Below are 13,055 nucleotides of genomic sequence, written 5' to 3'. Positions count from 1 at the left end.
CCGAATCCGCGAAACCGTGCGAGGACCCCTGTCGAGCCGCGGTCGGTCACGAGATATCTTGATGTCGAGCAATGTTGCAGACGTGGAGCGGAGCACCCGGTGACTGACTCGACCATCATCTATACGCACACTGACGAGGCCCCGGCCCTGGCAACGTATTCCTTCCTGCCGGTGGTCCAGGCGTACGCCTCGCAGGCGGGTGTCGCCGTTCAGACGCGGGACATCTCGCTGGCCGGCCGCATCCTCGCGGTGTTCCCGGAGTACCTCACCGAGGACCAGCGCATCCCGGACGCCCTGCACGAGCTGGGCGAGCTGGCCAAGACGCCCGAGGCCAACATCATCAAGCTGCCGAACATCTCGGCGTCCATCCCGCAGCTCAAGGCCGCGATCTCCGAGCTGCAGGCGCATGGCTACGCGCTGCCGGCCTACCCGGACGACCCGAAGACCGACGAGGAGCGGGAGATCCAGGCCCGCTACGACAAGATCAAGGGCTCCGCGGTCAACCCGGTCCTGCGTGAGGGCAACTCCGACCGCCGAGCCCCCGCCTCGGTCAAGAACTACGCCAAGACCCACCCGCACCGCATGGGCGCCTGGAGCTCCGACTCCAAGACGAACGTGGCGACGATGGGCGTCGACGACTTCCGGTCCACCGAGAAGTCCGTCGTGATCTCCGAGGCCGGCTCGCTCCGTATCGAGCTCAAGGGCGACGACGGCTCCACCACCGTCCTGCGTGAGTCCGTACCCGTCCTCGAGGGCGAGGTCGTCGACGCCTCCGTGATGCGCGTGGCCGCGCTGCGCGAGTTCCTGACCGCGCAGGTCGCCCGGGCCAAGGCGGAGGGCGTGCTGTTCTCCGTGCACCTCAAGGCCACGATGATGAAGGTCTCCGACCCGATCGTCTTCGGCCATGTGGTCCGCGCCTTCTTCCCGAAGACGTTCGCACAGTACGGCGACAAGCTCGCCGCCGCCGGTCTGACCCCGAACGACGGTCTGGGCGGCATCTACAAGGGCCTGGAGTCCCTGCCCGAGGGCGCCGAGATCAAGGCCTCCTTCGACGCCGAGCTCGCCGAGGGCCCGGAGCTGGCGATGGTCGACTCCGACAAGGGCATCACCAACCTGCACGTGCCGTCCGACGTCATCGTCGACGCCTCCATGCCGGCCATGATCCGCACCTCCGGCCACATGTGGGGCCCGGACGGCCAGGAGGCCGACACCCTCGCGGTGCTGCCGGACTCCTCCTACGCGGGCGTCTACCAGGCCGTGCTCGACGACTGCCGCGCCAACGGCGCCTACGCCCCGTCGACCATGGGCTCGGTCCCGAACGTCGGCCTCATGGCGCAGAAGGCCGAGGAGTACGGCAGCCACGACAAGACCTTCGAGATCCCGGTCACCGGCACGGTCCGCCTGGTCGACCAGAACGGCGACGCCGTCATCGAGCAGACCGTCTCCGCCGGTGACATCTTCCGCGCCTGCCAGACCAAGGACGCCCCGATCAAGGACTGGGTGAAGCTGGCCGTCACGCGCGCCCGCGCCACCGGCGACCCGGCGGTGTTCTGGCTGGACGAGACCCGCGCGCACGACGCCAACCTGATCGCCAAGGTCGACGCGTACCTGCCGGAGCACGACACCGAGGGTCTGGACATCCGCATCCTCGCCCCGGTCGAGGCCACCAAGCTGTCGGTGGAGCGTATCCGCCGCGGCGAGAACACGATCTCGGTGACGGGTAACGTCCTGCGCGACTACCTCACCGACCTGTTCCCGATCCTGGAGCTGGGCACCAGCGCCAAGATGCTGTCGGTCGTGCCGCTGATGGCGGGCGGCGGCCTGTTCGAGACGGGCGCCGGCGGCTCCGCGCCGAAGCACGTCCAGCAGCTGGTCAAGGAGAACTACCTGCGCTGGGACTCGCTCGGCGAGTTCTTCGCGCTGGTTCCGTCCCTGGAGCAGTACGCCGACTTCACCGGCAACTCCCGCGCGAAGGTCCTCGCCGACACCCTCGACCGCGCCACGGCGACCTTCCTCAACGAGGACAAGTCCCCGACCCGTCGCGTCGGCGGCATCGACAACCGCGGCAGCCACTTCTATCTGTCCCTGTACTGGGCGCAGGAGCTGGCCCAGCAGACCGACGACGCCGACCTGGCGAAGGCGTTCGCGCCGCTCGCCGAGACGCTCACCGCGAACGAGCAGAAGATCGTCGAGGAGCTGAACGCGGTGCAGGGCAACCCGGCCGACATCGGCGGCTACTACCAGCCCGACGCGGCGAAGGCCGCCACGGTCATGCGCCCGTCCACCACGTGGAACGAGGCGCTCGCGTCCCTGAGCTGACGTAGGGGCGGGGTTTTACGGCCCGCTCGTCTTGTCCGCCCCGGTCGGGTTGCCCGGCCGGGGCGGAGCCGTACGCGGTGCCGCCCCAGGCGGCACGCATGCCCGCAGCTTGTGAGGAGTCTCCCGATGTCCCGCCACTCACCGCCCTCCTTCGAGCTGCTGCCCGGCGCCGAAGACTCCCCCGTGATCCTCCATGTGCCGCACGGAGCACGGGACATGCCGCCTCACGTGCGCTCGGGCATCGTGCTGGACGACGACGCGCTGGAGCGGGAGCTCGACCGCATCACCGACGCGCATACGGCTGAACTCGCGGACGTGGCGGCCGAGTTGTGCGCCGTGACGCCCTGGCGGTTCGTCAATCGGCTCTCCCGGCTGGTCGTCGACCCGGAGCGGTTTCCGGACGAGCGGGAGGAGATGCTCGCCGTGGGGATGGGTGCCGTGTATACGCGGACCACTCAGCGGGGGGTGCTGCGGGCGGACGGCACCGACCCCGAGCCCTTGATCGACGCGTACTTCCGGCCGTACGCACAAGCCATGACGGACTCCGTGGCGGATCGGCTGGAGGCCGCCGGGCGGGCCGTGATCATCGATGTGCACTCCTATCCCAGCGCCCCGCTGCCGTACGAGCTGCACGGCTCGGGGCCTCGGCCGCCCGTCTGTCTCGGTACCGACTCCTTCCACACGCCGCCGGAGCTGGTGGCCGCCGCCCGGGAGGCCTTCGGGGAGGTGGGGCTGGACAGCCCGTTCAGCGGTACGTATGTGCCGCTGGAGTTCTACCGGGCCGAGCCGCGGGTGAGCGCACTGATGGTGGAGATCCGCCGGGACACGTATATGACGGAGCCTGGCGGGCCCGCGGGGAGCGGGCTGTCCCGGCTCGCCTCGGCGTTGGCGCGGCTGGTCGACGCCGTGCCGCACTGACCCTCCGGCCGTCCGGCCCTCCGGCTGGAGCACTCCCGCGCGACAGACGGGGCGGGGGCGGTGAGGGTGGGGGCATGACCGAGGAGACGACCACCACGCTCATCGACCAGGCCCCGCCGCCGGTACGGGACTGGCCCGCGCTCGACCTGGACGGGACGGAGTTCGACCCGTTCCTCGCGGACCTCATGCGCGAGGGCCCGCTGACCCGGATCCGGCTGCCGCACGGCGAGGGGTGGGCGTGGCTGGCCACTCGCTACGACGACGTGAAGATGATCACCAACGATCCACGGTTCGGCCGTGCGGAGGTGACGAAGCGTCAGGTGACGCGGATGGCCCCGCACTTCAAGCCGCGGCCGGGTTCGCTGGCCTTCGCCGACCAGCCCGACCACAACCGGCTGCGCAAGGCCGTCGCCGGTGCGTTCACCGTGGGTGCGATGAAGCGGCTGCGGCCCCGGGCGCAGGAGATCCTGGACGGCCTGGTGGACGGCGTCGTGCAGGACGGGCCTCCCGCGGATCTCATCGAGCGGGTGCTGGAGCCCTTCCCGATCAACCTGGTCAGCGAGGTCATGGGCGTACCCGCCGCCGACCGGGAGCAGGTGCACGCCTGGACGCGACAGATCATCTCCACCTCCGGTGGCGCCGAGGCCGCCGGCCGTGCGAAGAACGGCATGTACGCCTGGATCACGGAGACGATCCGCGGCGGGGGCAGCGGAGGCGACGACGTGTACTCGTTGCTGGGCGCCGCCGTCGGGCGAGGCGAGATCAGCGAGACGGAGGCGGTGGGCCTCGCCGGTCCGCTGCAGATCGGCGGCGAGGCCGTGACCCACAACTGCGGCCAGATGCTCTACCTGCTGCTCACCCGGCCCGAGCTCATGGAGGGGGTGCGCAACAGGCCCGAGGTACGGGACGCCGCCCTGGACGAGCTGCTGCGGTACATCCCGCACCGCAGCTCCGTCGGCCTGGCCCGTATCGCCCTGGAAGACGTCGAGTTGCGCGGGCAGCGCATCGCCGCGGGCGACGCCGTCTACGTCTCCTATCTGGCCGCCAACCGCGACCGGGAGGTCTTCCCCGAGCCGGACCGGATCGACCTCGACCGCGTCCCGAACCCGCACCTGGCCTTCGGCAACGGCTCGCACTACTGCACCGGTGCCGTCCTCGCCCGCCTGCAGACCGAACTGCTCATCGGCACACTGCTGGAGCGGCTGCCGGGGCTACGGCTCGCCGTCCCCGCCGACCAGGTTCTCTGGCGCCGCAAGACGATGATCCGCGGGCCACAGACCCTGCCGTGCGCCTGGTGAGTCGGGCGGCACCCGGACTCCCCAGGCCCGCCCGCCCCACCGGTGTCAGGCCCGCAGCCACTCCGTGACGACGACTTCCCCGCCGGTCCGCAGCCTCAGGGCGAACGGGCCTGCCGGGGGTGCGTCGCCGGCGAAGCGGCCCATGTCGTCGGACGTCAGCGTGGTGGGCGGAGCCGTCGGCGGGCCGCTGAGCACCTCGATGCTCGCCGACTGCGGCGGCAGCACCTGACCCAGCAGCCCCTGCCCGGTCACCTCCACGTCGACGGTCACGTCCCCCGAGCGGAAGGTCAGCATCCGCGGCGCGTCCGTGACCCCTCTGACCGGGATCGCGTCGATCAGCGAGTCGAAGGTCAGCTCGGCCAGCCGGGCGTCGAGGTCGCGCAGCGCGTACGCCTCGACGGCGCTGCGTCGCAGTTCCGCCGGGACGGGGTCGAGGATGGCGGCGGCCTGGCGGAGTTCGTCCAGCAGGCCGTCGACCAGGTCCTCGTCCAGCCCTTCTTCGTCGCCGAAGCGCTCGTCGTCGGTCTCGTTCACAACGCTCCCTCGAGTCGGGCCCTCAGGCGTCGCAGACAGCGCTGGCGCAACGGCCCGATGCTGCCCACGGCGATGCCCAGTGCGGCGGACACCTCCTGGTAGCTGGGCGGCGGCGTGGCCATCAGCATCCGCAGCAACTGCCTGCAGCGCTCGCCCAGTTCCTCGAACTCCTGCCACAGCCGCCGGATGCGCTCGGTCTGGGCCGCGGCGTCCTCCGAGTCGATGACCGACTGCTCGGGCGTACGGTCCTCGCTGACCCGGTCCAGCAGCTGGGCGTCGTCCGTGGGAGTCAGCCGCCTCAGGCTCTTGAGCACCTTCAGGGACTCGTGCCGTGCGGTGCTGGCCAGCCACGCCCCTGCCTTCTGGGGCTCTCGGATGCGTCCGAGATGCTGGGCGAAGCGGAACCACACGGTCTGGTACACCTCGTGCGCGTCGGCGTCGGAGAGCCGGTGCGCGCGCACAACGGACCACACCAGTGGGCTCAGCCCTTCCACCAGCGCCTTCCAGGCCGCCGCGTCGCCGTCGACGGCTGACTGGACGAGCGCGCCGACATCTGCACGGTCCACGGCCCCACCCCTCGTGTACGGCACGTCATCGTACGCCGTGGAAGGGGCGGTTCCGGCAGTCATGCGCCTGCCGGGCGCTGGACGACCGGAACCGGACGCCAGGTCGACGGCCGCAGCGCCGGTACGTGCGCCCCGCGCACTTCGGCGAACTCGGTGTTCGCGGCGAGCAGCTGCCGTCGGGCGGCGCGGGCGTCGGCCTCCTTGTGCGCGGTCATATGGGCGGCGACCAGACCGGCGGCCACGGGGGTGGCGAACGAGGTCCCGCTCCAGTGCGCGAACCCCTCGAACATCACCTGGTCGGGCTTGGCCGAACCGGAGGTCAGTTCGCCGGTGTGGCTGGGGTGCACGCAGGTGCACAGGTAGGAGAAGCCGAACCGGCAGGCGTCGTACGTGGTGTGCTGGTACACGTACGGCACAGGAGTGTCGAAGCCGATGAGCGGGCTCGTCAGCTGCTCGCCGGGGGCGTAGACCTTGACCCAGGAGCCGTGATTGGTGAAGCAGGCGCCGAACTCGCCGTCGCTGCGCAGCGCGCCGACCGACAGCACGACGTCCTGGTACTCGGGCAGGTCGGCGTAGGCGGCGGGCCAGAACGGCGTGGCGCTGGCGTTGTTGCCGGCGGCCGCGACGAGCAGGGTGCGGGGCTGGTTCCGCAGCGCCTGCATGAAGGTCTCCACGCCGAGCAGCCCGGTCGCGCTGCCGTTCGGCGTGCCCGCGGAGAGGCTGATGATGTCCGGCCAGCCGTGCCGGTCGACGGCGTCGAAGAGCTTCTCGCCGAACTCGGACTCCAGGATGGCGCCCGCGTCGTTGAGCGTGTTGCTGACGTCGATGTCCGTGTTGGGCGACAGGGCCGCGACGAGTCCGGCGATGAACGTGCCGTGGCCGACGTACTGCTGGAGGACTCCGTTCTCGTCGCACTCCTTGATCTGGGCGTCCCCCTGCACATGCGCCATGAGCGGGTAGGAGCGGTAGTCGTGCACCAGGCCGGTGTCGATGACCAGCACGCCGACGGCCGTGTCCGGGTCGTACGACGCCTCGGCGGCGGACGGGTTGGGCGTCTGGGTGAGCAGGGCGGGCACGGGCTCCGCCGGATTGCAGGCGTTGACCGTCGTGGACACCACGTGGTTACGGCTGACCAGTTTGCGCCCGGTGCGCTCTTCCGCCGCCCGCAGGGCACGCAGGGCGCCCGCGACGGCACGGTCACCGCTGCGGTTGCCGTGGCCGGGGTCGCCGACCCGGATGCGGGTGATGCCTGACCGGTTGGTCTCCGGGCCCGCCCGGCGTACCCGGTCCGAGGTGAGGCCGGTGGCCTCGGTGAAGTGCGTGCGCACGGTCTCTTCGACGACCCGGGCCTCCTCCCCGTTGCGGGCGAGGACCACGCCCTTCTCGTAGAAGAACTCGGAAGAGTCGTCCGGCCCCATCGCCAGCGGCACGTCGGGCATGGAGCGCTGGATCTGGTCGAACTGCTCATGGAATCGCTGTGGTGCCATGCGTGTCCCCTCCCACTGAGGCGTCGGTCGTCAGTCAGAGTCACTGAGCCGTCGCTTGATACAGCACCAAACCCGTGTGGCGTGTGTCCGCGGCCACTACCATCCTTTGGGTGACAGCGGGAAGCGACTCGGTTCTCGAACTGCTGCCGATGGTGTTCGCCTCACCGAAAGAGGCTCTGGCGCGGGCGGAACAGGTGCTCGCCGACGATCCCTCACCGCTGCACGCCAGTGTCGCCCACCATGTGATCGGCATGTGGCAGCGGGACTTCGGCGACCTGCGGATCGCCCTGCGGCATCTGCGGCGCGCCCGCGATCTGGCGGCACGCGCCGGATCGGCCGACCGGGAGGCCGACGTCCTGGGCACCCTCGGCGTGGCGCTGGTCCATGCGGGCAGCACCCGGCAGGGCCTGGAGGCGTTCGAGCGGGGTGTCGCGCGCGGTACGGGACTCACCCGGGCGCGTGTGCTGTACCGCCGGGCCTACGTCTGGTGGGTGCTGGGCCATCACCGGGAGGCGCTGGAGGACGTACGCCGGGCCATACCCGTGCTGCGGCAGGCCGACGACGTCATCTGGACGGCGCGGGCGCTGACGCTGCGGGCGACCGTGCATCTGGCGCTGGGCGCGGTGGAGCGGGCCGAGGCCGACTTCACCGCAGCCGAGGCGCTGTGGGACACCACCGGCCAGGAGCACGACAAGGCGGACGCGGTGGAGAGCCGGGGGCTGGCCGCGTTCCGGTCGGGGGACGTGCCGGCCGCGCTGCGGCTGCTGGACGAGGCCGAGGAGCGGTACGCCAAGCTCGGCACGCCGACGTTCATGCTCAACATCCGGCGCTGCGAGGTCCTGATGGCGGCCGGCCTCGCCCCCGAGGCGCTCGCCGAGGCCGACACTGCCATAGGCGTGCTCGACGGCATCGGCGGGCAGTCCACGCGGAAGGCGGAGCTGCTGCTGGCCGCCGCTCGCGCGGCACGGCTCGCGGGCGATCCGCAGACCGCGATCGCCCGCGCGGATCTGGCCGTACGGCTGTTCGCGGCGCAGCGGCGCACCTGGTGGGAGACGCACGCCCGGCTGGTGCTGATCGAGGCGCGGGTTGCCGCCGGGCGGGGCTCGGGCCGTCTCGTCGCGGACGCCGCCGCGGTGGCGGACCGGCTGGCCGCGTTCGGCGCGCCGGCCGCGCCCGAGGCTGCGCTGCTCGCGGGCCGGATCGCCCTCGAGCTGGGCTGGCGGACCGACGCGGAACGGCACTTGACCGTCGCCGCCCGCAGCCGGCACAGCGGGCCGCCGCTGGCGCGGCTGACGGGCTGGGCGGCGCAGGCGCTGCGGGCGCAGGCCGCCGGTTCCGGCCGACGAGTGCTGGAGGCGTGCCGGCGCGGGCTCGACGTACTCGACGACCACCGGATGACGCTGGGCGCCTCGGAGTTGCGGGCCCGCGCCACCGAGCAGGGCGCCGAGCTGGCCGCGCTCGCCCAGCAGGCGAGTCTGCTCTCCGGCGGGCCGCGGCAACTGCTGGTGTGGAGCGAACGCTGGCGGTCCACCGTACTGTCGGCGCCACCCACCCGCCCGCCCGCCGACCCGACGCTGCAACGCGGCCTCACCGCCTACCGGGAGATCGCCGCACGCGCGGAGGCCGCCCGTATGGAAGCACGGCCTGTCCCGGCTCTGGAGCGTGAACAGCGGCGGCTGGAACGGGAGATCCGATCTCGCACCCTGCACATCCGCGGCGACGCGCCCTGCGACGAGTCCTCCTTCGACCCGGCCCGGCTGCTGGCGCGGCTCGGCGAGGTACGGCTGGTCGAACTCGTGGTGCTCGACGGGCGCGTGCATGTGCTGCTGTGCGGGCAGGGGCGGGTCAGGCGGTACGAGGCCGGGCTGCTCACGGACGCGGTCGTCGAGGCCGAGCATGTGCAGGCCGGGCTGCGGCGGCTGGCGCATCCGGGGGCGGAGGGCCGGTTGCCGGTGGTGGAGGCGGCGGGGCGGCGGCTGGAGGAGCTGCTGCTCGGCCCGGCAGCCGCGCATCTGGGCTCCGGCCCGGTCGTGGTGGTGCCGCCGGGCCGGCTGCACCGGGTGCCGTGGGCGCTGCTGCCGTCGCTGCGGGAGCGGGTGCTCAGCGTGTCGCCGTCGGCCAGCAGCTGGCTGCGGGCGAGGGAGACCGAGCCGCCGCCGGGTGGCCGTCATGTCCTGGTGCGCGGGCCGGGGCTCGCCACCGGCGGTGCGGAAGTGCCGGAACTGGCGGACCGGTACGGCAAGTCGACGGTCCTGGAGCACGACCACGCGCGCGTGCCGCGGGTCCTGGAGGAACTGGACGGGGCGGCGCTGGCCCATATCGCGGCGCACGGCACCTTCCGTGCGGACAGTCCGCTGTTCTCCTCGCTGCGGATGGCCGACGGGCCGCTCATCGTGCACGACTTCGAGCGGCTGGACCGCAGCCCGTACCGGATCATCCTGTCCAGCTGCGACACCGCGCGGCTGGCCTCCGTCGGCGCCGACGAACTCCTCGGTCTCGTCACGGCGCTGCTGCCGCTGGGGACGGCGGGTGTTGTGGCGAGCAGTGCGCCTGTCAATGACGCGGCGGTGGTGCCGTTGATGCTCGCGCTGCATAAGGGGCTGAGCGTGGGGCTGTCGTTGGCCGAGGCGTTGCGGGATGCTCGCGGGGCGCTGCCGGGGGATGCGGTGCATCAGGCTACGGGGTGGGCGTTTTCGGCGTTCGGGGCGGCTTAGCTCCGCTGGTTGGGCTGTTCTTCGGCTGCGGGTGAGTGGGGGCTGGTCGCGCAGTTCCCCGCGCCCCTTACGGGGCGCTGCACTCACGCCGGTTGAGCGTCCAGCAGGCATGGCAAAGTTGCTCGGTCGCTTGCGCCCAGTCTGGCGTATGCGCTGTAGAGGTGGTTGCCGACTGTGCGGATGGAGAGGGTGAGGCGGTCGGCGATCTGGCGGTTGGTGAGGCCTGCCGCCGCGAGGGTGACGATCTGGCGTTGGCGGGCGGTGAGTTCGCCGAGGACCAGGCCGGACAGGGCCGGGGTACGGGCGCCCTGGCAGCGCCGGGCCAGGGCGACGGCGCGGGTGCGGGAGGTGCGGGCGGCGCGTGGGTCGCGGTGGGAGCGTGCGGCCTGGGCGTGCGCCTCGGCCGCGAAGAGCATCAGGCCGCGCTCCTGCAGGCGTTCGGCGGCACGGTCCAGGGCCGGTCCGTCGCCGCGGGTGAGCGCGTCCGCGTGGGCTGCGAAGGCGCTGTCCACGGGCAGCCGGGAGGCGGTCTTTCCGGGAGCGCCGAGGCGCACGGCGTCGTACAGCGCCAAGACATCGTCCCCGGCGATCGACCGGACGGCGGAGTCGATGTCGCCGCGTGCCGCCGCCAGCCAGGTCGCCGCCTCACCCGTTGCCGGAGGTGCGGTGAGGGCCTCGTGCGCCGGCGTCACTTCGCCCGACTGGGCGGCGGCGAGGGTGAGTTCGAGGAGGCAGGAGGGATCGTCGGGCGATTCCCGCAGGCCCTCGCGCGCCCAGGCCGCGGCCTCGCGCAGTTCGCCGCGCAGCCGCACGGCACGCGCGCGTACGGCCGCGTAATCGGCGGGGACCGGCTCCCCCTCCTCGACGAGCCACTCCCCCACGGGTGACCACAGCGTCCGTACGTCGGCCTCGTCGATCTGCCGTGCCAGCTCGACCGCCTCGTCCTTGAGGGCCGGGCCGCACTGGTCCGGGGTGCGGGCCAGTCTCCGGGCGCGCAGCCGGCCGGCCATGGCCCGCAGCACCGGGCCGTGCAGGGGGTGGGCGAGTCGTACGGCGCCATGGTCGTCGATGTCGATCAGGCCGTCGGTCTCCAGGCGTTCGAGGACGCGCAGATCGAAGTCGTCGGCGGGCGGCGGCAGGGGGTCGGCGAAGGCGAGGAGTTCGAGGGTCTCGCGCTCGTCGGGGTCGACGCGGTGGATGACGTGAGCGGTGCGTTCGCGCACGGTCGCGGTCAGGGGTACCGGGCCGCGCCAGGCCCGTTCGTCCGAGCCCGGGATCGCGGTGAGCAAGCCCTGTTCGCGCAGCGCACCGGACAGGTCGCGCAGCAGCCGGAGGTCGCCGCGGCACAGTCGGTGCAGCCGGTTCACGGTGAGCGGCTCCAGTCGGTTGCCGGCGCCCGCGGCGGCCAGCCGGTCCGTCTCCTCGCGCGGCAGCGGCTCCAGGGTGAGGCGCGGCAGCAGCTCACCGGTCCACAGCCGGGACACCGCGCCGGGCACCGGTACGTCGTCCGTGGCCACCACCAGCAGCCGGGTGCGGCCCTGCACCGCCAGCTGGTGGACCAGGGCGGCCGAGGCGTCGTCGAGGAGATGTGCGTCGTCGACGAGCAAGGTCCGTACGGCGGAGAGCAGTTGGACCGCCTTGTGCAGGGTGACCGTCTCGGGCAGCAGGTGCGCGAACGCGGCGAAGGGGATGTGCCGGGCCTCGGGCGTGCCGGCCGCCTTGGCGCGGTCGCTGCCGCGGACCGCCTCCGTGACGAGCCGGGTCTTGCCACAGCCCGCGGGTCCCGTCACCACGATGCCGTGCCGGCTCGCGCCCAAGGACCGGCGGATCAGTTCCAGTTCGTTCTCCCGGCCGGTGAACGGCCAGGGCAGCTCAAGGGTCTTCGCGTTCCGTTCGTAAGTCGTCACGTGAACAAGAGCACGGTTACTCACACCTGATACAGGGGGACTTGAGTAGCCCCCGACTCAGGCGCCCGGGGGCGGTCGACGGCAACCTGATCGCATGACCGCACGCTACTGCTCCCTCGCGCAGCAGTCGGCTCCCGTCTTCGCACCGGGGCTGACCGCCGAGCGGCTCAGTGCGCTCATCAGCGGTCGCCAGATGTGGGTCAACGGCACGGTGCTGTACTACTACTTCTTCGACGGAGACGGCGACGACTCCGTCATCGCCGTGCCGGGGACCGGGGAGAGCCGCCGGGTGTCCTGGGTCGGCCCCAAGGAGCAGCAGGACGTCGTGCGGGAGTGCTTCCAGGAGTGGGGAGACCTGGGCATCGGTCTCCACTTCGTGGAGGTCGGGGACCGCTCGGAGGCCGAGCTGCGCATCGGGTTCCAGCTCGGTGACGGGTCCTGGTCGACGGTCGGCAAGGACGCGCTGCGGGTCGGCCGTGGTGAGCGGACCATGAACTTCGGCTGGGACCTGACCGCGCCCGGGGAGCGCGGGACGGCCCTGCACGAGATCGGGCACGCGCTCGGCATGCTGCACGAGCACCAGAACCCGTTCGCGGGCATCCACTGGGACGACGAGGCCGTGTACGCCGATCTGGCGGGCCCGCCCAACTTCTGGAGCCGCGACAGGACCTTCTTCAACATCCTGCGCAAGCTCGACCCGGACGAGGTCAACGGCTCCGTCTGGGACCCGCAGTCGATCATGGAGTACCCCTTCTCGGACGGGCTGATCCTGGAGCCGGAGCAGTACCGCGCGGGCCTGAACCCGCCCGGCATCCTCTCCCCCGCCGACAAGGAGTTCGTCCTGCGCTGGTACCCGCCGGCCGAGGTGCAGCAGCCACCCGCGCTGCAGCCCTTCCGCTCGGCGCCGCTCCGCCTCGCCCCTGGCGAGCAGGCCGACTTCACCGTCGACCCGCCGGAGACCCGCGAGTACAGCGTGGGCACCTTCGGCGACAGCGACACCGTCGTCGTGGTCTTCGAGGAGCGGGACGGTGAACCCCGCTACCTCTCCGGCCAGGACGACGGCGGCACACCGCACAACGCAGCCATCAAGGTCCGGCTCATCAAGGGCCGCCGCTACTTCGTCCGTGTGCGCCTCCACTCGACGTGGGGATCGGGGGATACGGCGGTCATGTGCTGGTGACAGCACATGACCGCCCCTCACGGACGGTCGGACCACTGTCCGGCACCGGGGGAGCGGTGGCGGAACGCCACCTTCGGGGGACAGTGTCGCTTAGACACTGACGTCGGGGGCGTTCCGCCACCGCAGGCAGCA

9 protein-coding genes are annotated in these 13,055 nt (G+C 72.0%); 5 read left to right on the top strand and 4 right to left on the bottom strand.

Features of this window, described 5'->3' with window-relative positions; all coding sequences use genetic code 11:
* The first annotated feature begins 99 nt into the window (after window positions 1-99).
* The 3 genes from QQY66_RS44675 to QQY66_RS44665 all read left to right on the top strand — a co-directional run bounded on the left by QQY66_RS44675 (window position 100) and on the right by QQY66_RS44665 (window position 4,535).
* Window positions 100-2,319, top strand: a complete 2,220-nt coding sequence (locus tag QQY66_RS44675; RefSeq protein ID WP_301986189.1) for an NADP-dependent isocitrate dehydrogenase — start codon at window positions 100-102, stop codon at window positions 2,317-2,319.
* 126 nt (window positions 2,320-2,445) lie between these two features.
* Window positions 2,446-3,237 (top strand): N-formylglutamate amidohydrolase, encoded by a 792-nt coding sequence (locus QQY66_RS44670; protein WP_301986188.1) that lies wholly within the window; start codon window positions 2,446-2,448, stop codon window positions 3,235-3,237.
* Between the two features lie 74 nt (window positions 3,238-3,311).
* Window positions 3,312-4,535: a cytochrome P450 gene (locus QQY66_RS44665; protein ID WP_301986187.1), complete on the top strand. Its 1,224-nt coding sequence runs from the start codon at window positions 3,312-3,314 to the stop codon at window positions 4,533-4,535.
* Between the two features lie 45 nt (window positions 4,536-4,580).
* Here the strand turns inward: QQY66_RS44665 and QQY66_RS44660 are convergent, their stop codons facing one another.
* From QQY66_RS44660 to QQY66_RS44650, 3 genes are read right to left on the bottom strand one after another with little or no spacing between them, the layout of a single operon-like run.
* A complete protein-coding gene (locus QQY66_RS44660; protein ID WP_301986186.1) occupies window positions 4,581-5,069 on the bottom strand; it encodes a hypothetical protein in 489 nt (162 codons plus the stop codon).
* Window positions 5,066-5,635: an RNA polymerase sigma factor gene (locus QQY66_RS44655; protein ID WP_301986185.1), complete on the bottom strand. Its 570-nt coding sequence runs from the start codon at window positions 5,633-5,635 to the stop codon at window positions 5,066-5,068. Before QQY66_RS44655 ends, QQY66_RS44660 begins: the two co-directional genes overlap by 4 nt.
* 59 nt (window positions 5,636-5,694) lie before the next feature.
* Window positions 5,695-7,122, bottom strand: coding sequence for a S8/S53 family peptidase (locus QQY66_RS44650; RefSeq protein ID WP_301986184.1), 1,428 nt, complete (start codon window positions 7,120-7,122; stop codon window positions 5,695-5,697).
* A 110-nt stretch (window positions 7,123-7,232) separates the two neighbouring features.
* Between QQY66_RS44650 and QQY66_RS44645 the strand changes: the two genes are divergently transcribed.
* The gene (locus QQY66_RS44645; RefSeq protein WP_301986183.1) at window positions 7,233-9,836 is read left to right on the top strand and encodes a CHAT domain-containing tetratricopeptide repeat protein; all 2,604 of its coding nucleotides are present in this window, start codon (window positions 7,233-7,235) and stop codon (window positions 9,834-9,836) included.
* Window positions 9,837-9,919: 83 nt separating this feature from the next.
* Here QQY66_RS44645 and QQY66_RS44640 read toward each other — a convergent pair whose 3' ends face one another.
* Window positions 9,920-11,743, bottom strand: a complete 1,824-nt coding sequence (locus QQY66_RS44640) for a LuxR family transcriptional regulator (RefSeq protein WP_301986182.1) — start codon at window positions 11,741-11,743, stop codon at window positions 9,920-9,922.
* Between the two features lie 94 nt (window positions 11,744-11,837).
* On the opposite strand from QQY66_RS44640, the gene QQY66_RS44635 reads away from it, so the two are divergent.
* Window positions 11,838-12,923 carry a M12 family metallopeptidase gene (locus tag QQY66_RS44635; protein ID WP_301986181.1) on the top strand — a complete coding sequence of 362 codons (1,086 nt, stop codon included), beginning with the start codon at window positions 11,838-11,840 and terminating at the stop codon, window positions 12,921-12,923.
* Window positions 12,924-13,055: the final 132 nt, after the last annotated feature.

Origin of the sequence: Streptomyces sp. DG2A-72 (genome assembly GCF_030499575.1) — a bacterium.
Lineage (GTDB): Bacteria > Actinomycetota > Actinomycetes > Streptomycetales > Streptomycetaceae > Streptomyces.
The sequence above is the reverse complement of the archived record's forward strand: the minus strand, read 5'-3'. Positions and strand labels throughout refer to the sequence as shown.